Consider the following 18,374-nt stretch of genomic DNA (forward strand, 5'->3'; position numbering starts at 1 on the left):
GTCTAAATGACTGCCCCTTCCCCGAACGCGGAAACAGTGGTTGCCAAACGCGGCATATGGGGATGGATTATGTTCGACTGGGCGGCGCAGCCCTTCTTCACTGTTGTCACCACCTTCATTTTCGGCCCCTATTTCGTTGCCCGCCTCACCGATGACCCTATTTCGGCGCAGGCGACATGGAGCAACATGGCGACGGTGTCGTCGATCATCATCGCCCTCTTCTCCCCCATTCTCGGCTCCATCGCCGATCAATCCGGCGCGCGCAAACCATGGATTGCCTTTTTTGCGATCATCAAGATCACCAGCCTCTTTTTTCTCTGGTTTGCCGCACCCGGTTCGCCGATCATCTTGCCCGTAATCTGCATGATCCTCGCCTCCATCGCGGCGGAATTTTCGATTGTCTTCAACGATTCCATGATGCCGCGGCTGACCAATCCGCAAAATGTCGGACGCATCTCCAATCTCGCCTGGGGGCTGGGGTATCTCGGCGGCATGGTAGTGCTGATCGTCGTGGTAACGCTTCTGGCTGCCAACCCGCAGACGGGACTGACCATCGCCGGCATCAAGCCGCTTTTCGGTCTAGACCCGACCACCGGCGAGGATGCCAGAATAACCGGCCCACTTGCCGCACTCTGGTATCTCGTCTTCATTCTGCCGATGTTCCTGTTAACCCCTGACGCTGAAAAGGGCCTTCCCTTTGCAGCCGCCATCCGCTCGGGATTGGGGGAACTGAAGATCACGCTGCGCGAACTGCGATACCGCCCCTTGCTGTTGCGGTTTCTGGTAGCACGCATGCTCTATCAGGATGGCGTCAATGGTGTTCTCATTCTGGGGGGAGCCTTCGCCGCCGGCATGTTCGGCTGGGCGACGATGGAAATCGGCCTCTTCGGCATTCTGCTCAATGTCGTCGCCATCGCAGGCTGCTTTGCTGCCGGACGGCTCGATCAGAAACTCGGCTCGCGCATCACCATCCTCATCAGTCTGATGCTTCTGCTGCTGGCCACGCTCGGTATCGTCTCCACGCAAAAGGGTTCGACCCTGTTTGGCTGGATACAATTATCGACGGCGGACAATGGCGGCATCTTCGCGACGGGAGCGGAAAAAGCCTACCTGCTCTATGGCGTCTTGATCGGCCTTGCCTTCGGCCCGGTTCAGGCGTCATCGCGTTCTTATCTCGCCCGCAACATCACGGTGGCGGAAGCAGGCCGATATTTCGGCATCTATGCGCTGTCGGGGCGCGCCACGAGTTTCATGGCGACGCTGTCATTTTCCATAGCCACCACTATAAGCGGCTCCGCCCATATCGGCATGGCCACGCTCATCGTATTCCTGGGGGCGGGTTTCCTGCTGCTGTTGCGCGTTCCCGAAAGAGCGGCAGGCTAAAAGCCATAAGCAGCAGCCGATGCGGTGGTCAATTCCAGCATCGGCCGGAACAGCGCAGACTCAGAGCTGGTCGAGCTTTTGCTGCAATGCGCGCAACTGCGCTTTCAACTCATCGATTTCGGATGCATTCGGTTTGCGGGTTTCCTTCGGCGCCTGCGGCATTGCGAAAGGTGTGAAACCCTGCATCGCCTGCCGGAACAGTTCCGTGTTGCGGCGTATCTGCTCTTCCATCATCTGAAGCGGTGCCTGGAAGTTGCGGGCAAGCGAACCATCGCCAAAAGCCTTGGCCATATGCTCCTGCATCTGGCTCTGCTGGTCGGAGAAGGTCTTCATTGAATGTTCTAGAAATGTCGGAACGACCATCTGCATCTGGTCGCCGTAATAGGAGATCAATTGCCGCAGAAACGCCGTCGGCAGCAGCGTATTGCCGGTTTTGGCTTCCTGTTCGACGATGATCTGCGTCAGGACCGCGTGGGTGATGTCCTCGGACGACTTGGCGTCCTGAACCTTGAAGTCTTCGCCGCGCTTGACCATCTGCGCCAGATCATCGAGCGTCACATAGGTGCTCGTGCCGGTATTATAGAGCCGCCGGTTCGCGTATTTTTTAATGATTGTCTCGCCGTCGTGTTTCGCCATGCCCGCCTCCTCGCGATGATGGTATTTTCTTGTTTTTTGCTTTTCTTGCTCTTCCCGATACAAAGTGTATGCGCAAAATACGCTGTCTGACAAATGTTTTGTGCATCGCAACAGTTTGTTTTTTGCGCAGCAATTTTTGGCAAGATTTCAGCTTGCTTTAGCAACATCTTTTAAAGCAACTTTCGGCATTTGACTTGTATTGAAAGCTTTGCCAGTCTCCGCCCGCATGTGAGGAGAATAGAGATGACCCTGCCTTCAATCGTGATTGCCAGCGCCGCGCGCACCGCCGTCGGCTCTTTTAACGGCCACTTCGCCAATACGCCGGCCCATGAACTCGGCGCCACCGTCATTAGTGCGGTGTTGGAACGCGCCGGCATTGCGGCCAATGAAGTGGATGAGGTCATTCTCGGTCAGGTCCTGACGGCAGGCGAGGGGCAGAATCCCGCGCGCCAGGCAGCGATGAAAGCCGGCATTCCTCAGGAAGCGACCGCCTTTGGCCTCAACCAGCTCTGCGGTTCGGGCCTGCGCGCGGTTGCCCTTGGCATGCAGCAGATCGTGACGGGCGATGCGGACATCGTGATCGCCGGCGGCCAGGAATCCATGTCCATGGCGCCCCATTGCGCGCACTTGCGCGGCGGCGTGAAAATGGGCGACTTCAAGATGATCGACACCATGCTGAAAGATGGCCTGACCGACGCCTTTTACGGTTATCACATGGGCATCACCGCCGAAAACATCGCCCGCCAGTGGCAGCTTTCCCGCGATGAGCAGGACCAGTTCGCAGTCGCATCGCAAAACAAGGCGGAAGCCGCCCAGAGCGCCGGCCGTTTCACTGACGAAATCGTCGCCTTCACGGTCAAAGGCCGCAAGGCCGATATCGTCATCGACGCGGACGAACATATTCGTCATGGCGCATCACTCGAAACCATGGCCAAGCTGCGCCCCGCCTTCGACAAGGAAGGAACGGTCACGGCCGGTAACGCCTCTGGCCTGAATGATGGCGCCGCGGCCACACTTTTGATGTCTGAGCATGAAGCGGCAAAACGCGGTATCAAGCCGCTGGCGCGTATCGCCTCCTGGGCAACGGCTGGTGTTGATCCGCAGATCATGGGCACCGGCCCCATCCCCGCCTCCCGCAAGGCACTGGCCAAGGCCGGCTGGTCGATAAACGATATCGGCCTTGTCGAGGCCAACGAGGCCTTTGCCGCCCAATCCTGTGCCGTTGTGCGCGAACTGGGGCTTAATCCCGATATCGTCAACGTGAACGGCGGGGCGATTGCCATCGGGCATCCCATCGGTGCCTCCGGTGCACGCGTTCTGAACACGCTGATTTTCGAGATGCGTCGCCGCAACGTATCAAAGGGCCTCGCAACGCTCTGCATCGGTGGTGGCATGGGTGTCGCCATGTGCATCGAGGCACTCTGAAAACCCTCTCAGAGCTTACCAAAAAGCAATTCCGGTTCGGTAGACATTAGGGTAGAAGCGGCCTCCCATTGGCCGTATTTCTATGGCCGTTGAGCACGACGAAAGAGTTCTGCAATAGTTGGAAGCGCTAGTAGATCGAGGCGCTTCGTTGACAGGTCATGGAGGCCGATATGAGCCGGGTTGCTTTGATTTCCGGCGGGACGAGCGGCATAGGCGCCGCAATCGCCCGCGCCCTGCAGGCAGCCGGCTACCGCGTGGCCGTCAACTATGCCTTTACGACCGACAGGGCGGAAGCCTTTCAGAAGGAAACCGGCATCCCGGCATTTCAATGGGATGTCCGCGATTACGACGCCTGCGTCAACGGCATAGCGAAGGTGGAGGAGACTTTCGGTCCTGTCGAAGTCCTCGTCAACAACGCCGGCATCACCCGCGACGCCATGTTTCACAAGATGTCGCCTCAGCAATGGCGAGAGGTGATCGACACCAACCTCACCGGCGTCTTCAACATGACGCACCCCGTCTGGCCAGGCATGCGGGAGCGCGGCTTCGGACGCATCGTCAACATCTCTTCCATCAACGGCCAAAAGGGTCAGGCGGGACAGGTCAATTATTCCGCCTCGAAAGCGGGCGATATCGGCTTCACCAAGGCGCTTGCCCAGGAAGGCGCCAGCCGCAACATCACCGTCAACGCCATCTGCCCAGGCTATATCGGCACGGAGATGGTGCGGGCGATACCGGAAAAGGTTCTGGCAGAACGGATCGTGCCGCAAATTCCCGTCGGGCGGCTGGGCGAGCCTGAAGAAATAGCGCGCTGCGTTCTGTTTCTGGTGTCGGACGAGGCGGGGTTCATAACCGGCTCCACCATGACGGCCAATGGTGGACAGTATTTCGCCTGAAGAGCCACCGCTCGCTTACAGCGATCGACCTACATCGATCACAATCCCGTGATAATAACGGGTTTATTTAATTATTTTCTTATATACGAAGCATCGATTTCATATCATTTCGAATAGCTAAACAATTGAAAATACGATATTTTTGGTAAAGTTTAGAAGGGGTCTAAAAGACTCACTGCTGGTAGCTTCAGATGTTTTTCTTGACAGCCAGTGTCCTGTTTTGGTTTAAGAACGAAAACAACGTGTTGCGTCATACAGGCAGTTTATCATGCTGGTTTGCAGCTGCAATTACATCACTGATCATGAGATCAAGGACGTCATCAACGAGCTCCTCGATGAGGACTGTTGGCAGCTTATCGTTCCCGCAAAAGTGTATCATGCCATGGAAAAACGTGGTCGCTGCTGTGGCTGTTTTCCCTCCGTCGTCGACTTGATCATCAAAACCACAGAAGAATATCACGCCCGTCGCCACTCGACGGAGGCCGATGTTTTTGATTTTATGTCCCGCCTAAAGCGATTCCATGAAGAGAATAGGAGAGCGGACATTGAAAGGCGACAAAAGAGTCATCGAGCGGCTTAACGAGGCACTGTTCCTCGAACTCGGTGCAGTAAATCAATATTGGCTTCACTATCGTCTTCTGAACGACTGGGGTTACACCAAACTCGCAAAGAAGGAACGCGCTGAGTCCATCGAAGAGATGCAGCACGCCGATAAGCTGATCGACCGCATTATCTTCCTCGAAGGCCATCCGAACCTTCAGACCGTTGCGCCGCTCCGGATCGGCCAGAACGTCAAGGAAGTTCTGGAAGCTGATCTGGCAGGCGAATACGATGCTCGCGCGTCTTACAAGCAGTCCCGTGACATCTGTCATGAAGCCGGAGACTACGTCTCCATGAAACTGTTCGAAGCCCTGCTGATCGATGAAGAAGGCCATATCGACTTTCTCGAGACTCAGCTTGAGCTGCTCGCCAAGATTGGCGAAGAAAAATACGGCCAGCTTAACGCCGATTCCGCCAACGAAGCGGAATAAGCACTGGCAACAGAACGGAAAAGGCGGCCTTGGCCGCCTTTTTTATTTACCGGAAAGGTGCTGGAACTCCGCCACGACCTTTTCATAGACCGCACGCTTGAAGGGCACGATCAGTTCCGGAAGGCTTTGCATCGGCTTCCAGTCCCAGGCATCGAATTCGGCCGAATGCCCGGTGGGCGGCGGATCGATCTGAATTTCGCTTTCATCACCCTCGAAGCGGAACGCGAACCAGCGCTGCGCCTGACCGCGATATTTTCCCTTAAGGCCGATACCGATCAGTTCGGGCGGCAGGTCATAGTGAATCCAGTCGCTTGCTTCCGCAAGCAGGGTCACCGTTTTCATGCCCGTCTCTTCGTAGAGTTCACGAATGGCAGCCGTCAAAGGCCTTTCGCCATCATCGATGCCGCCCTGCGGCATCTGCCACAATTGCGGTGAGCCATCATATTCGGAGTTGCCCTCCTTGATACGCCGGCCGGCCCAGACGAGGCCCTGAGCGTTCAGAACCATTATTCCCGCACAGGGACGGTAAGGCAAATCTTCTGCTTTGATTGTCATGGGAAACCCGCACTGTCTGAGCGCCGGAAATGGTCGCAGGCAAGGTTTACTGCCCCGCCTGCCCGGAGACAAGCGCGGAAACACCGACAATTTCAATGCCGCGCCCACCAGCCTCGCGTGACCATTTCGAGATAGCCGCAATGCTTTCATCGAATGCCGACGCTACGCCGATCGCCTGGCCGTTACGGCGCGCAATCCGCTCCAGCTCGTCCAGCTTGCGCAGAATGGAAGCTTCTGTGACTTCTCCGTCGAGCAGAATATCCGCAAAACCCTGCGGCGCGGAAATGGCTTTTGCGATCCCGCCGCTCAGCGACTGCGCCGATGAGCCATCATCCAGAAACAGCAGTCCACGTTTGCCGATATCGCGCATGACCGGCTCCAGCGCGGACTGCTCGGAGAGAAAGCGCCCGCCGAGATAATTCATGATGCCGGTATAATTGGTGATTTTCGCCATGGAACGATGCAGCCGGTCGATATTGACCTTGGCAGGGTCGCCCGCCAGCAGCGTGTCAGGACCGGGATTGGTGCCTGGATAACCGAAGGGTTCCAGCGGTATCTGCAAAAGGATCTCATGCCCCTCACGGCGCGCGTCCTGCATCCAGCGCTGCAGGCTGTTGCCGCTGGCAGCAAAACCGAGCGTCACCTCTGGCGGCAGCTCCCGGATCGCCTTTTGCGAACCCGTCTGGCTGAGGCCGAGACCGCCGACCACGATCGACACCCGTATACCGCGTGCACCGGACCATGGACGGGCGTACTGCTCCATCGGCCGCAGGCCATCCGTGCCGACGATGGGCAACTGGCCGAAGGCAGTTTCCTCAAGCAGCTCCTCATTGGGTCGCGTCGCCATGCGCGGATCCTGACCGTAAGTCTGGCCGCTCATCAGCACCGGGCCGTCACTGTCACGGGGCCGGGGAGAATAAACCGATACGACATTACCATCAGGCATGGTCGCCCGATTGATATTCGCCCCGGAACGGCCGCTTTGCGGCTGCAACCCGGCGGTGTCATTCAAAGCGGGCGCTTCGGTTGAAGCCTTTTCAGGCGTCTTCTCGGCAAGCTGCGGCTGTGCATCTGGCCCCGCCGTCTTCTTAAGATTACCAGGCGACAGCGCTGTATAGACAGACAGGCCACCGATCGAGAGAACGGCAAGCACCGACAGAAGCATAATGACGGAAAAGCGCCGGTTGATACCGACGCTTTTTTTCTGACGACCCAGAAGCGGTTTTCGCAGGTCCGAGGACAATAAACGATCCGTCCAAATGGTTGGGCAATGGAGACGACGCGCCGGCGGACCGGCGCATCATCTTACTGCTTGTTGACCACAGCCTTGTCCGGGTTCGGCGGGAAAGACGGATCCGTCTTTACGCCGCGCAGCAGGTCCAGCGCATAATTGAGCTGGATGTCGTCCTTTGCTTCCGGCGGGACGTAAGCGGAAGAACCTGAGCCTTCGTCAGTCTCGCTCTGGCCCTTGATGTGACCGGACAGGCTGGATTCACCTTCCGAAGTCACACGGCCCTGCAATTCCGGCGGCAACGGCTGCTCGACCTTGATATCCGGCTCGATGCCAGTACCCTGAATCGACTTGCCAGACGGCGTGTAATAAAGCGCCGTGGTCAGGCGCAGCGCGCCCGCTTCACCGAGCGGAATGATCGTCTGGACCGAACCCTTACCGAAGGAGCGCGTGCCGACAACTGTCGCACGACGCAGATCCTGCAACGCGCCCGCGACGATTTCCGAAGCCGAGGCCGAACCACCGTTGACCAGCACGATGACGGGTTTGCCATCGGTCAGATCACCGGCCGTCGCATTGAAGCGACGGGTCTCGTCGGGATTGCGGCCACGTGTCGAAACAACTTCGCCGCGCTCAAGGAAAGCGTCGGAGACATTGATCGCCTGATCGAGCAGACCACCCGGGTTGAGACGCAAGTCGAGAACATAGCCCTTCAGCTTGTCGGCCGGCACGTCCGCCTTGATCTTCTTGATCGCCTTTTCGAGATCGTCATAGGTCTTTTCGGTGAAGGAGATGACACGCAGATAACCGACATTGTCACCCTCGACGCGGGACTTCACGGCCCGCACGGCAATCACGTCGCGAACAACCGTGATCTCAAGCGGCTTGTCGGCACCCTTGCGGATAACCGTCAGCTTGATCGGCGTCTTGACGGCGCCGCGCATCTTTTCGACGGCCTGCTCCAACTTCAGACCACGAACCGGCGTACCGTCGATTTCCGAAATATAGTCACCGGCGAGAATGCCTGCACGCGAAGCCGGGGTGTCGTCCATCGGCGAGATGACCTTGACCAGCTCATTTTCCATGGTCACTTCGATGCCGAGACCGCCAAACTCACCCTTGGTCTGGGTGCGCATGTCGTTGGCATCCTTGGCGTTCATGAAGCTCGAATGCGGATCGAGCGAGCTGAGCATGCCGTTGATGGCATTTTCAACCAGCTTCTCGTCGTCGGGCGGCGTCACATATTGTGCGCGCACGCGTTCGAACACGTCGCCAAAAATCGACAGTTCCTTGTAGGTCGAAGGCCCGGCTGCCTGTGCCGGCATGCTCGCCGAATAAATCACACTCATCGCCGTGGCGCCCATAAGCCCACCGATAAGGAGAAGCGAAACCTTACGAATCATTGTGCGCCCTTCCGGTATTTTTTGCGGTCCACCACGGTTGGGAATCAACCGGCACACCATCTTTCCTAAACTCAATGTAGAGCGTTGGCCGGTCGGTTTCCAGCGCCAATGCTGCTGCACTCGCTACTCTTTTTGCACCCATGGAGGCGATGGGCTCTCCGGAGAACACGAACATGCCCTGTCGTGTCCTCACATTGTCCATGCCCGTCATCACCACATGATATCCATTACCCGTATTGAGAATGATCATCCGGCCGTAACTGCGAAAATCTCCGGCAAATACCACGAAGCCATCCGCAGGCGCTGTCACGATGGCTTCCGGTCCGCTCGCCACAACAATTCCCTTGGAAAAGTGGCCCGTACCATCGGCATCACCGAAACGCCGCAGCACTTCGCCCGTAACCGGCAGCTCCAGCTTTCCCTTCAAACTCGCGAAGGGATATGCGGGCGCAATGCGGTTTTTATCGGGCATTCCGGCCTCGGCCGCGGCACGCTCCTTCTCCCGTTCCGCTTCGGAAAGACGGGCGAGGCGCTGCTCTTCCGCCCGCGCCTTTTCCATCGCCTCACGCACTGAGGTAATCTCGCCTTCGAGCGAGCTGACCAGCCCTTCAAGGCTCGTCGCCTTGCCCGCAAGTTCTTCAGATCGCTTGCGTTCTGCCTCCAGTTCCGCCGCCGTCTGCGTATTCCTGCGGTCGTTTTCGGCAATCAGCAGGTCGAGGCGTTTTTCCTCTTCCAGACTTGCCGTCATCATACCCGTAAGATCGTCCTTTTCGCGAGCGATTGCCTGCCTGACATCGGTCAATTCTTTGAGAGCAGCGACCAGCTTGTCGGTTTCCCCGCGAATGCCGGGCACGACTGCGCCGAGAAGAATGGCGCTGCGCACCGAAGCAAGCGCATCTTCCGGCGAAACAAGAAGGGCAGGGGGAGGGTTTCTACCCATGCGCTGCAACGCGGCCAGAACCTCCGCCAGCACGCCGCGTCTTTCCCGCAACGACGCCTTGACGCCATCCTCGCGCACCGAAAGCTTGGCCAGACGATCCTCACCGTCACTGATCTTGGCTTCCAGCGCCTTGCGCCGGGCAGCCGATGCGATCAACTCGTCACGGATACGCGCGCTATCCTGATTGAGGGAGGCGATGCTTTCTTCGAGCTTTCTTGTCTTGTCTTCCGAAAGACCGATGCTGTCGACCAGTTCCTCCAAATCCTGCCGGTTTTGGTCACGGCGCTTCTCCAGCGTCTGCAGCGCCTCCGGCGATGAATCATCGCTTGCCGCGGGAGCAGCACCCGCATCGTCGCGCGAATAGGCCGGACCACTTCCCATGACAAAAACAGCAATAGCCGCGCCCACAAGGGCAGCGTGCCGTTTTCGTTGAGGCGTGGTGTCCATGTGAGCTTTCTTTGATGCCGAAGCAGGAGCGCCCATATTAGGGATTTTGCCGCGATCTTCCAAGGGGCCTGAGAAAGGCTGCCGCCAAGTCGTTCGCGATCAGCGGTGTCGCGGAGCTTCATGTTGAAATTGAGACAATTCCCCGGATAGAGACCCGCTCAAACGCGATGATAGGGATGGCCGGAGAGGATCGTAACGGTCCGATAAAGCTGTTCAGCAATCAGGATACGGACGATCTGATGCGGCCATGTCAGCTTGCCAAGATTGAAAACGGCCGTGGCCTTGTCGTAGAGCGCGGGATCGAGCCCGTCCGCCCCGCCTATGGCGATCATGAGGTCACGCTTCCCGCTATCGCGCAGATCACCAAAAAACGAAGCAAAGGCGGGACTGTCCAGGGCTTTTCCGCGCTCATCGAGCAAGACGAGGGCTGCGCCGTCAACCAGATGCTTCTCCAGCATCGCCGCTTCTTCGCGCTTGCGGGTCTCCGCATTGGAAGCCCGGCTTTCCGCAACCTCGATCACCCGCGAAAACTCCAGCCCGATGGCCGGGCCGGTCTTGGCCAGACGCTCGATATAACGGGCCGCAAGATCCTTCTCAGGGCCGGATTTCAGCCGTCCCACCGCAAAAATTGAAATCCGCATCGCAAACCTGCGTTCGTCGTGACCCAACAGAGCCCGGCTTTAGCAGCATAGCCTGCGGATTCCTATGCAGCCGGTCTGATTTCCGGCCAGAGGCTCCGTTTCCGAAGTCAGTCGTGATCTTCGGCAAACATGATGCACTCGCTCAAAGGCTCACCTTATCAGTGCAGCGTTTCTTCCGGCATTTCTGGCGTCGCCCACATTTTTTCAATGTTGTAGAAGACGCGGATTTCCGGACGGAATACATGAACGATGATATCGCCGGCATCGATAACCACCCAATCTCCGGCCTCAAGGCCTTCGATGCGGGCGTTTCCGAACCCTTCATCCTTCATGTCTTTGAGAAGATGTTCGCAAATCGCCGAGACATGCCTGTTCGACCGCCCGGAGACCACAACCATGTAGTCCGCAAGCGCCGATTTTCCGGCAATGTCGAGAGAGACGATATCTTCAGCCTTGGAGTCCTCGAGGCTCGCGAGGACGGTTTCGAGGGCACGGCCGGCGGCATCGGCGCCACTGTCCTGACCCTTCGGGATAGCAACAAATGCTCTTCCCTTGGCGTGTACTGTTGTCAGAGGTTTTCCTTTCAGAGAATGACAAAACAGATACTGCGCGACGCGATTCTCTGCGTCACACAGTAAAGGTGGCACCAAAGTATTAACTTTTCAAGATATGGAGCCCTAGACGGCTGGCCCATACATCATTTGTGATCGAGCGTATCATCTTCGGCCGTTACGCAGCGCGGTAGAGCTGAGGGTCGAACGCGGTCCATGAATGAAAACCCAGGCAGGTGCGCGCTTTTTCCACAGAACCCCGGCATCGTCCTCATCGATCCGCGCCTGGCTGAAGGCCTGCGCCATGGTGGAGGAGAGATAAGAGAGCGTCGAGCCCGGCCTGTCGATCACCGCAATCGGGAAAGTCTCGGCAATAGTGCGCCATTTCTGCCAGTGGTGGAAACTCTTGAGATTATCGGCACCCATGACCCAGATGAAGCGCACGTGCGGATTTTTCGCCTTCACTTTGGCGAGCGTGTTGGCGGTATAGCTCATGCCCAGCGATTTTTCGAAAGCCGTGACCTTGATGCGGGGGTCGTGAACAAGCTTTTCGCAGGCAGCGATGCGATCCTCCAGAGATGCCAGTTCCGAGCGGCTTTTCAGCGGATTGCCCGGTGTCACCATCCACCAGAGCTGATCGAGACCCAACCGGCGCAGCGCGATTTCAGCGACAAGGGCATGACCCGCATGCGGCGGATTGAAGGAGCCGCCGAAAAGACCGACGACCATGCCGCGCTCCACATGCGGCATGGTGAGATAACGTCTGTCGAGGCGCTTATCGGCCGGCAAATATCAGGTCCGTGTCTGGCCGGTGCCATGCACACGGTATTTGAACGAAGTGAGCTGCTCGACGCCAACGGGGCCCCGCGCATGCATCTTTCCGGTGGCGATGCCGATTTCCGCGCCCATGCCGAATTCGCCGCCATCGGCAAATTGCGTCGAGGCATTGTGCAAGAGAATGGCCGAATCGAGCTCATTGAAGAACCGCTCAACGACGGATGGATCCTCAGCGATCACCGCCTCCGTGTGGTTGGACGAATAGGTGCCGATATGATCGATCGCCCCGGAAATGCCATCCACCACGGCAACCGAAATAATCGCATCCAGATATTCGGTGCGCCAGTCCTCTTCCGTCGCTGGCACCAGACCTGCCACCACATCGCGGACGGCTTGCGAACCGCGCACTTCGCAACCGGCTTCAATCAAGGCTTTGACCAGCGGCGTAAGATGCGTGGAAACGGCGGCAGCATCCACCAGCAATGTCTCAGCCGCGCCGCAAATTCCGGTGCGGCGCATCTTGGCGTTAACGACGATACGTTTCGCCATGTCGAGATCGGCGGATTTGTCGACATAGATATGGCAGATGCCTTCCAGATGCGCGAAGACCGGCACGCGGGCTTCGGATTGCACCCGGGCCACCAGGCTCTTACCGCCGCGTGGCACGATGACATCAACCGTGCCATTCAGGCCACCGAGAAGTGCGCCGACTGCTGCACGGTCGGTCACCGGCACCAGCTGAATGGCATGATCGGGAAGGCCGGCAATCTTCAGGCCTTCCACAAGGCAGGCATGGATAGCACGCGATGAATGTTGAGAATCCGAACCGCCGCGCAGGATCACGGCGTTGCCCGCCTTCAGGCACAAGGCTCCCGCATCCGCCGTTACGTTCGGGCGGCTTTCGTAGATCACGCCGATAACGCCAAGCGGCGTGCGTACACGCTCGATCTTCAGCCCGTTCGGGCGATCCCAGGCAGCGATCACTTCGCCGACGGGATCGGGCAGCGCCGCGACCGAACGGATGCCTTCAGCGATACCGGCAATCCGAGCATCGTTGAGTGTCAGCCTGTCGATGAAGGAGGGCGCAAGACCTGCCTGATCCGCTGCAGCCAGATCTTTCCTGTTGGCGGAGAGGATCGCTTCCTTCGAGGCCTCGATGGCAGAAGCCATGGCCAGCAGCGCGCGGTTCTTCTGGCCCGCACCGGCGATGGACAACGGTCGTGAAGCAGCTTTCGCCTGAGCGCCGATGGTCAACATCAGCGCTTCAATGTCTTGGCTCTGCTTCACGGCCTGTTCAGGCATGGACCTCATCCTTCTTTGCACTCTTAACTTTCACGGCCGCCCCGGTCATGACGAGGTCGTCGCGATGGATCATCGCTGCGCGTCCGACATAACCGAGGATTGCCTCAATCTCATTGGACTTGTGGCCAATGATGAGACGCGCTTCTTCGGCATCGTAACCGGCAAGACCGCGCGCGACCTCACGGCCCTCCGAACCGATAATCGCGACAGCATCGCCGCGCCCGAAATTACCCTTCACCTGCCGCACGCCGGCGGGAAGCAGGCTTTTTCCAGCATAAAGCGCTTTCTCAGCCCCCGCATCCACATGGATTTCACCGGCGGGCTGCAATTGCCCGGCGATCCAGGTCTTGCGCGCCGTCACCGGCGTACCCGAAGGCGCAAACCAAGAGGAACGCGCGCCGTTTTCAATGGCCTTCAGCGGGTTGAGCGTCTTGCCGGACGCGATGATCATGCCGCAGCCCGCAGCGGTTGCGATCTTGCCCGCATCGATCTTGGTGCGCATGCCGCCGCGCGAAAGCTCGGAAGCTGCGCCGCCTGCCATGGCTTCGATTTCGGGGGTTATATCGGCAATTGTTTCAAGGAACTTGGCTTCCGGATCAAGATGCGGGGGAGCCGTATAAAGCCCGTCGATATCCGAAAGCAGCACCAGCAGATCGGCGCCCGTCATGGTCGCCACACGCGCGGCAAGGCGGTCATTATCACCATAACGGATTTCTGTGGTCGCAACCGTGTCGTTTTCATTGATGATCGGGATGGCGCCGATCTTCAGAAGCTGGTTGATCGTGGCGCGCGCATTGAGATAACGGCGGCGCTCCTCGGTATCGGAAAGCGTCAGCAGAATCTGGCCCGCGACAATCTCATGCCGCGACAGGCTTTCCGACCATGCCCGCGCCAGAGCAATCTGGCCGACAGCCGCCGCCGCCTGGCTTTCCTCCAGCTTCAATGCGCCGGAGGGCAGGCCGAGCACGGTACGGCCGAGCGCGATGGCACCCGAAGACACGACCTGTACATCCGCGCCGTTTTTCTTCAGCGCCGCGATATCCTCGCAGATGGCATCCAGCCAGTCTTTCTTAAGACCAGTCTTCCGGTCCACCAGCAGCGCCGATCCGATCTTGATGACGATCCGATGGTGGCTCGCAAGCGGCTTGCGCGTGACGCTCATAGGCGATCGTCCTCTTCCTCGACCTCGCTCTCATGCGGCATCGACCGGTCGGGAAGGGCGGTATCGCCGCCATTGCTTGCCGAAACAATGATATCACGAAGGGCGCGCAGCGCTTCCGTCATGCCGATATGCGCGGCAGCGGACAGAAGAAGCGGCGGACGGCCACAGGCCTTCTCCAGTTCCTTGGCCTTCTTTTTCAGCTCTTTTTCATCGAGCACGTCGATCTGCGACAAAGCCACGATTTCCGCCTTGTCGGTCAGCCCGCCGCCATAGGCATCCAGCTCTGCTTTAACAGTCTTATAGGCTTTTCCGACCTTTTCTTCCTGCGCCGAGACGAGATGCAGAAGAACGCGTGTGCGCTCCACGTGGCCCAGGAAGCGGTCACCGATGCCGACGCCTTCATGCGCGCCTTCGATCAGGCCCGGAATATCGGCAAGCACGAATTCACGGCCATCGATGGTCGCAACGCCGAGGTTCGGATGCAGCGTGGTGAAAGGATAGTTGGCAATCTTCGGTCGCGCGCGGGTAACTGTCGCAAGGAAAGTGGACTTACCTGCATTCGGAAGGCCAACGAGACCCGCGTCAGCAATCAGCTTCAGCCGCAGCCAGACAGTCTTTTCCTCGCCCGCAAGGCCGGGATTGGCGTGCGTCGGCGCCTGATTGGTCGACGACTTGAAATAGGCATTGCCAAAGCCGCCGTTGCCGCCGGCGGCAAGGCGAAAACGCTGGCCTTCCTTGGTAAGGTCAACGATCAGCGTCTCGTTATCTTCCTCGAAAATCTGGGTACCAACAGGCACCTTCAGCACCACGTCCGAACCCTTGGCGCCGGTGCGGGTCTTGCCCATGCCGTGCTGTCCGATCGAGGCCTTGAAATGCTGCTGGAAACGGAAGTCGATCAGCGTATTGAGACCGTTGACAACCTCGACCCAGACATCGCCGCCGCGTCCGCCATCACCGCCGTCAGGGCCGCCGAACTCGATGAATTTTTCACGCCGGAAGGAAACGGCACCAGCGCCGCCATCACCGGACTTGATATAAACTTTTGCTTCATCGAGAAATTTCATCGGACTGCCGTTCTATCGGTTTGCGGGCGCACCATCCAATTGTGCCGCGCCAAACAAAAATATCGTCGTTTCGAATACAAGCGCTTCTTCACGAGGTCAAAGACTATCGTGCGGGAAGCCCCTGCGTGAGACAAGGCCGGTTTGGGACAAACCGGCCTTGTTTTGGTTGCTAGCGATGCGGCGGAATGAAATCCCCAGCCGTGATCATCGTATCGATATGCGCCACCATGGCGGCACGCGCCGTGGCGTAAATCTGGTGGCAGCCGGTCACCCGGAAGCCAAGTTTCTCCTGCACACGCAGCGAAGCGGGGTTATCCGCAAACACGCCGGAATGCAGAACCACTCCGGGCATGCGGCGGAAAAACCGCTCGACCACGGCGGCCACAGCCTCGGTCATGTAACCCTTGCCCCAGTAAAAGCGGTTCAGCCAGTATCCGAGATGCCACTCGCCGTGCCGCAATTCCACCGAGACGACGCCAATCAGGGTGTCGTCACCGCTGGCGATGGCGAAATCCCAGTCGGGCAGCGTGCCGGAGGTACGCAGCACCAGCCATTCCAGCGCATCCTGCTTGTGGTAGGGCGCGGGAACGCGGGCCAGCATCTTCGTCACGGCGAAATCGCCAAGCGATTCCGCAATGCTGCCGGCATCCGAAAGGCGTTGCGGGCGCAAGACCAGACGCGATGTCTCGATGACGGGGCAGGGGCCGGGCGGCGCCACACTGGCGGCCGTCCGCCATCGGGTCAGTTCGAGCGTGCTCATCCCATATCCCCCCAGCTCTTCAGCGAAACCCAGGTCTTGCGGTCCAGCCTGTACCATTCAACCGGTACCATGCCCCCGAGCGCCAGCGAACCGACCATGCCGGACCCCTGAAACTGGAAACCGCACTTCTGGATGACGCGACGCGACGGGATGTTGGTGACCCGGCAACGGGCATCGATCTGGTCGATCTCACGCGTGCGGAAGGCCATGTCGATCAGCGCATGCGCAGCTTCCGTCATGTATCCTCGGTTCCAGTAGAGTTCTCCCAGCCAGTAACCGATCTCCAGCGTCTTTTCGTCTTCCTGGGGTTCGAGCGCGCAGCAGCCAAGAAACTCGCCATTGTCCATGCGGGTAATCGCATAGACGCACTTGCCAATCTCGCCAGCTTTGGAGCGTCGCACAAAATCCGCGGCGTCTTTGGCCGTGTAGGGGTGCGGCATACGCGACACCATGGTCGCGATATTGGCATTGTTGGCAAGATGGGCAAGGGCGTCGATGTCTTCTTCGTGAGGCTTGCGTAAAACCAGCCTCTGCGACAGTAAAACGGGGCAATCGCTCCTCGACCGATCGGGCCTCGGCCGCTCTTCGGGTGACCGTGATTGGTCGACCCTTAACAATTCAGCTTGCATGGTTCAGTCCCTCCATGAGGTTAAAGAAAAAGGGGAGTTGGGTGGTGCCCCATCTCCCCTGTTTTCTTGACTGGACCTGATACGTCTCAGCCGGGTCGATGGGACACCGGCTGCATATGACGCTTACCGGCTTATTCTGCGGCTTCCGCTTTCGGTGCCACGGATACGAATACGCGGCCATTGGCCTTCGTACGGAAGTTCACGTTACCTGCGGTCAGTGCGAAAATCGTATGGTCCTTGCCGATGCCAACATTGGCGCCCGGATGCCACTGCGTGCCGCGCTGACGCAGAATAATGTTGCCTGGAATGACAGCTTCGCCGCCGAACTTCTTTACGCCAAGGCGCTTGGATTCGGAATCGCGACCGTTACGCGAGGAACCGCCAGCTTTTTTGTGTGCCATTGGAGTTCTCCTTTAAACCTTGTTTCCCGTGTCGCGCCGATTAGGCAGCAACGATGTCCGTGATGCGGACGACAGTGTGATGCTGACGATGGCCGCGCGAACGCTTGGAGTTCTGACGACGACGCTTCTTGAAGGCGATGACCTTCTTGCCGCGGTTGTGCTCGACAACTTCAGCCTTGACGATGGCACCCTTGACGAAGGGAGCACCGAACGTGGCGTCGGCACCTTCGCCAACAACGAGAACTTCGGTGAATTCTACAGTTGCGCCTGCCTCTGCTTCCAGCTTTTCGATGGTCAGCACGGCGTCGGCCGCTACGCGGTACTGCTTACCGCCGGTCTTGATGACTGCGAACATTTTTTGTCCTTTCATGTTCGTTCCGGCTCTGCTCGCCAAAGCAAGCTGGCCGTCTTTTTATCAGTCGGAGTAGCGGAAATCCGTCAGGGCCGAATGCCCTTTGAATGTCTGCCGGTGAAACCGCCATTTGAAAGGCGGCATAAACAGAAGGCGCACTACGCCATCAATTTGGGTGCCGATTACGCGAGACGCCGGTTTATGTCAAGATGACGACGGCTTGAAAAATAACTGTAACGCCAAGAATTTCATGCTTTTTCGGCGGGTGAAGCAGTCAGGTCTCGAAATTTGCGCAGCAAGTGTTTATATGGGCCTACCAACAAGGAGCAGAAATGGCCCGCATAGACCAGACCGACGATTGGCGGGACCGCCACGCGCCGACGATTTCCGCCTTTGAGTCGCTTGCGATCGAGGCATATGGCCACCTGCCAGAAGAATTCCGCGCCTTAACGAAGGACCTCATCATCGAGATCGCGGATTTTCCGACCGACGATGTATTTGAGGACATGGCCCTCGAAACGCCCTTCGATCTTCTCGGGCTATTCGAGGGTCGCGGCATCTCCGAACGTTTCACCATGGAAACGGGCGAGATGGTGAACCGCATCACGCTCTATCGCCGCCCCATTCTCGATTATTGGGCCGAGAACGAGGAAACGCTTGGTGACATCATCACCCACGTCCTCATTCACGAAATCGGCCACCATTTCGGCCTGTCGGATGACGACATGGAGCGGATCGAAGAAAGCGCCGACGAAGCCGCGGCGGAGCGATAGCCCCGCCGGCGCTGC

21 protein-coding genes are annotated in these 18,374 nt (G+C 58.3%); 6 read left to right on the forward strand and 15 right to left on the reverse strand.

Annotation, left to right across the window (positions count from 1 at the left end; all coding sequences use genetic code 11):
• Positions 1 to 6: 6 nt before the first annotated feature.
• On the forward strand, positions 7 to 1,383 hold the full coding sequence (locus ACFVTJ_RS21940) for an MFS transporter (protein WP_386910699.1): 1,377 nt from the start codon (positions 7 to 9) through the stop codon (positions 1,381 to 1,383).
• Positions 1,384 to 1,443: 60 nt separating this feature from the next.
• Here ACFVTJ_RS21940 and phaR read toward each other — a convergent pair whose 3' ends face one another.
• On the reverse strand, positions 1,444 to 2,019 hold the full coding sequence (gene phaR / locus ACFVTJ_RS21945) for a polyhydroxyalkanoate synthesis repressor PhaR (protein WP_003520279.1): 576 nt from the start codon (positions 2,017 to 2,019) through the stop codon (positions 1,444 to 1,446).
• A 243-nt stretch (positions 2,020 to 2,262) separates the two neighbouring features.
• Here phaR and ACFVTJ_RS21950 point away from each other — a divergent pair, with 243 nt between their 5' ends.
• The 4 genes from ACFVTJ_RS21950 (at position 2,263) to bfr (ending at position 5,371) form a co-directional block, all read left to right on the forward strand.
• On the forward strand, positions 2,263 to 3,444 hold the full coding sequence (locus ACFVTJ_RS21950; RefSeq protein WP_386910700.1) for an acetyl-CoA C-acetyltransferase: 1,182 nt from the start codon (positions 2,263 to 2,265) through the stop codon (positions 3,442 to 3,444).
• A 170-nt stretch (positions 3,445 to 3,614) separates the two neighbouring features.
• Positions 3,615 to 4,340 carry an acetoacetyl-CoA reductase gene (gene phbB / locus ACFVTJ_RS21955; protein WP_386910701.1) on the forward strand — a complete coding sequence of 242 codons (726 nt, stop codon included), beginning with the start codon at positions 3,615 to 3,617 and terminating at the stop codon, positions 4,338 to 4,340.
• A gap of 268 nt (positions 4,341 to 4,608) precedes the next feature.
• Positions 4,609 to 4,920 carry a (2Fe-2S)-binding protein gene (locus tag ACFVTJ_RS21960; RefSeq protein ID WP_077225190.1) on the forward strand — a complete coding sequence of 104 codons (312 nt, stop codon included), beginning with the start codon at positions 4,609 to 4,611 and terminating at the stop codon, positions 4,918 to 4,920.
• Positions 4,886 to 5,371 (forward strand): bacterioferritin, encoded by a 486-nt coding sequence (gene bfr, locus ACFVTJ_RS21965; RefSeq protein WP_063951504.1) that lies wholly within the window; start codon positions 4,886 to 4,888, stop codon positions 5,369 to 5,371. Before ACFVTJ_RS21960 ends, bfr begins: the two co-directional genes overlap by 35 nt.
• A gap of 42 nt (positions 5,372 to 5,413) precedes the next feature.
• Here bfr and ACFVTJ_RS21970 read toward each other — a convergent pair whose 3' ends face one another.
• From ACFVTJ_RS21970 to rplU, 14 genes are all read right to left on the reverse strand, one after another.
• Complete coding sequence (locus ACFVTJ_RS21970) at positions 5,414 to 5,926, reverse strand: RNA pyrophosphohydrolase (RefSeq protein ID WP_386910702.1); 513 nt, start codon at positions 5,924 to 5,926, stop codon at positions 5,414 to 5,416.
• Between the two features lie 46 nt (positions 5,927 to 5,972).
• Complete coding sequence (locus ACFVTJ_RS21975) at positions 5,973 to 7,169, reverse strand: divergent polysaccharide deacetylase family protein (RefSeq protein WP_386910703.1); 1,197 nt, start codon at positions 7,167 to 7,169, stop codon at positions 5,973 to 5,975.
• 62 nt (positions 7,170 to 7,231) lie between these two features.
• Positions 7,232 to 8,560: a S41 family peptidase gene (locus tag ACFVTJ_RS21980; RefSeq protein ID WP_386910704.1), complete on the reverse strand. Its 1,329-nt coding sequence runs from the start codon at positions 8,558 to 8,560 to the stop codon at positions 7,232 to 7,234.
• Positions 8,550 to 9,947: a murein hydrolase activator EnvC family protein gene (locus ACFVTJ_RS21985; RefSeq protein WP_386910705.1), complete on the reverse strand. Its 1,398-nt coding sequence runs from the start codon at positions 9,945 to 9,947 to the stop codon at positions 8,550 to 8,552. Before ACFVTJ_RS21985 ends, ACFVTJ_RS21980 begins: the two co-directional genes overlap by 11 nt.
• A gap of 158 nt (positions 9,948 to 10,105) precedes the next feature.
• Complete coding sequence (rlmH, locus tag ACFVTJ_RS21990; RefSeq protein WP_386910706.1) at positions 10,106 to 10,588, reverse strand: 23S rRNA (pseudouridine(1915)-N(3))-methyltransferase RlmH; 483 nt, start codon at positions 10,586 to 10,588, stop codon at positions 10,106 to 10,108.
• 158 nt (positions 10,589 to 10,746) lie between these two features.
• Positions 10,747 to 11,190 carry a ribosome silencing factor gene (rsfS, locus tag ACFVTJ_RS21995; RefSeq protein ID WP_386910796.1) on the reverse strand — a complete coding sequence of 148 codons (444 nt, stop codon included), beginning with the start codon at positions 11,188 to 11,190 and terminating at the stop codon, positions 10,747 to 10,749.
• 114 nt (positions 11,191 to 11,304) lie between these two features.
• Positions 11,305 to 11,889, reverse strand: coding sequence for a nicotinate-nucleotide adenylyltransferase (locus ACFVTJ_RS22000; RefSeq protein ID WP_386910797.1), 585 nt, complete (start codon positions 11,887 to 11,889; stop codon positions 11,305 to 11,307).
• A gap of 42 nt (positions 11,890 to 11,931) precedes the next feature.
• On the reverse strand, positions 11,932 to 13,218 hold the full coding sequence (locus ACFVTJ_RS22005; RefSeq protein WP_386910707.1) for a glutamate-5-semialdehyde dehydrogenase: 1,287 nt from the start codon (positions 13,216 to 13,218) through the stop codon (positions 11,932 to 11,934).
• Positions 13,211 to 14,380, reverse strand: a complete 1,170-nt coding sequence (gene proB / locus ACFVTJ_RS22010; RefSeq protein WP_386910708.1) for a glutamate 5-kinase — start codon at positions 14,378 to 14,380, stop codon at positions 13,211 to 13,213. Before proB ends, ACFVTJ_RS22005 begins: the two co-directional genes overlap by 8 nt.
• Positions 14,377 to 15,444, reverse strand: a complete 1,068-nt coding sequence (gene obgE, locus ACFVTJ_RS22015; protein ID WP_386910709.1) for a GTPase ObgE — start codon at positions 15,442 to 15,444, stop codon at positions 14,377 to 14,379. Before obgE ends, proB begins: the two co-directional genes overlap by 4 nt.
• A 169-nt stretch (positions 15,445 to 15,613) precedes the next feature.
• A complete protein-coding gene (locus ACFVTJ_RS22020) occupies positions 15,614 to 16,204 on the reverse strand; it encodes a GNAT family N-acetyltransferase (protein ID WP_386910710.1) in 591 nt (196 codons plus the stop codon).
• Positions 16,201 to 16,833, reverse strand: a complete 633-nt coding sequence (locus ACFVTJ_RS22025) for a GNAT family N-acetyltransferase (RefSeq protein ID WP_386910711.1) — start codon at positions 16,831 to 16,833, stop codon at positions 16,201 to 16,203. The genes ACFVTJ_RS22020 and ACFVTJ_RS22025 overlap by 4 nt, the downstream gene beginning before the upstream one ends.
• A 131-nt stretch (positions 16,834 to 16,964) precedes the next feature.
• Positions 16,965 to 17,234: a 50S ribosomal protein L27 gene (rpmA, locus tag ACFVTJ_RS22030; protein WP_003492686.1), complete on the reverse strand. Its 270-nt coding sequence runs from the start codon at positions 17,232 to 17,234 to the stop codon at positions 16,965 to 16,967.
• 40 nt (positions 17,235 to 17,274) lie between these two features.
• A complete protein-coding gene (rplU, locus tag ACFVTJ_RS22035) occupies positions 17,275 to 17,589 on the reverse strand; it encodes a 50S ribosomal protein L21 (RefSeq protein ID WP_386910712.1) in 315 nt (104 codons plus the stop codon).
• 329 nt (positions 17,590 to 17,918) lie between these two features.
• Between rplU and ACFVTJ_RS22040 the strand changes: the two genes are divergently transcribed.
• Complete coding sequence (locus ACFVTJ_RS22040; protein WP_080866490.1) at positions 17,919 to 18,359, forward strand: metallopeptidase family protein; 441 nt, start codon at positions 17,919 to 17,921, stop codon at positions 18,357 to 18,359.
• The last annotated feature ends 15 nt before the right edge of the window (positions 18,360 to 18,374 follow it).

Origin of the sequence: Agrobacterium sp. NPDC058088 (assembly GCF_042885035.1) — a bacterium.
GTDB lineage: Bacteria > Pseudomonadota > Alphaproteobacteria > Rhizobiales > Rhizobiaceae > Agrobacterium.

Excerpts from the sequence above, each read along its gene's own strand:
- ACFVTJ_RS22005 (WP_386910707.1), bottom strand. The coding sequence starts at position 13,218 with ATGCCTGAACAGGCCGTGAAGCAGAGCCAAGACATTGAAGCGCTGATG.
- obgE (WP_386910709.1), bottom strand. The coding sequence starts at position 15,444 with ATGAAATTTCTCGATGAAGCAAAAGTTTATATCAAGTCCGGTGATGGC.
- ACFVTJ_RS21960 (WP_077225190.1), top strand. The coding sequence starts at position 4,609 with ATGCTGGTTTGCAGCTGCAATTACATCACTGATCATGAGATCAAGGAC.
- ACFVTJ_RS21940 (WP_386910699.1), top strand. The coding sequence starts at position 7 with ATGACTGCCCCTTCCCCGAACGCGGAAACAGTGGTTGCCAAACGCGGC.
- phaR (WP_003520279.1), bottom strand. The coding sequence starts at position 2,019 with ATGGCGAAACACGACGGCGAGACAATCATTAAAAAATACGCGAACCGG.
- ACFVTJ_RS21950 (WP_386910700.1), top strand. The coding sequence starts at position 2,263 with ATGACCCTGCCTTCAATCGTGATTGCCAGCGCCGCGCGCACCGCCGTC.
- ACFVTJ_RS21985 (WP_386910705.1), bottom strand. The coding sequence starts at position 9,947 with ATGGACACCACGCCTCAACGAAAACGGCACGCTGCCCTTGTGGGCGCG.
- ACFVTJ_RS22000 (WP_386910797.1), bottom strand. The coding sequence starts at position 11,889 with ATGCCGCATGTGGAGCGCGGCATGGTCGTCGGTCTTTTCGGCGGCTCC.
- ACFVTJ_RS22040 (WP_080866490.1), top strand. The coding sequence starts at position 17,919 with ATGGCCCGCATAGACCAGACCGACGATTGGCGGGACCGCCACGCGCCG.
- ACFVTJ_RS21980 (WP_386910704.1), bottom strand. The coding sequence starts at position 8,560 with ATGATTCGTAAGGTTTCGCTTCTCCTTATCGGTGGGCTTATGGGCGCC.
- proB (WP_386910708.1), bottom strand. The coding sequence starts at position 14,380 with ATGAGCGTCACGCGCAAGCCGCTTGCGAGCCACCATCGGATCGTCATC.
- rplU (WP_386910712.1), bottom strand. The coding sequence starts at position 17,589 with ATGTTCGCAGTCATCAAGACCGGCGGTAAGCAGTACCGCGTAGCGGCC.
- ACFVTJ_RS22025 (WP_386910711.1), bottom strand. The coding sequence starts at position 16,833 with ATGCAAGCTGAATTGTTAAGGGTCGACCAATCACGGTCACCCGAAGAG.
- rpmA (WP_003492686.1), bottom strand. The coding sequence starts at position 17,234 with ATGGCACACAAAAAAGCTGGCGGTTCCTCGCGTAACGGTCGCGATTCC.
- rlmH (WP_386910706.1), bottom strand. The coding sequence starts at position 10,588 with ATGCGGATTTCAATTTTTGCGGTGGGACGGCTGAAATCCGGCCCTGAG.
- phbB (WP_386910701.1), top strand. The coding sequence starts at position 3,615 with ATGAGCCGGGTTGCTTTGATTTCCGGCGGGACGAGCGGCATAGGCGCC.
- ACFVTJ_RS22020 (WP_386910710.1), bottom strand. The coding sequence starts at position 16,204 with ATGAGCACGCTCGAACTGACCCGATGGCGGACGGCCGCCAGTGTGGCG.
- ACFVTJ_RS21970 (WP_386910702.1), bottom strand. The coding sequence starts at position 5,926 with ATGACAATCAAAGCAGAAGATTTGCCTTACCGTCCCTGTGCGGGAATA.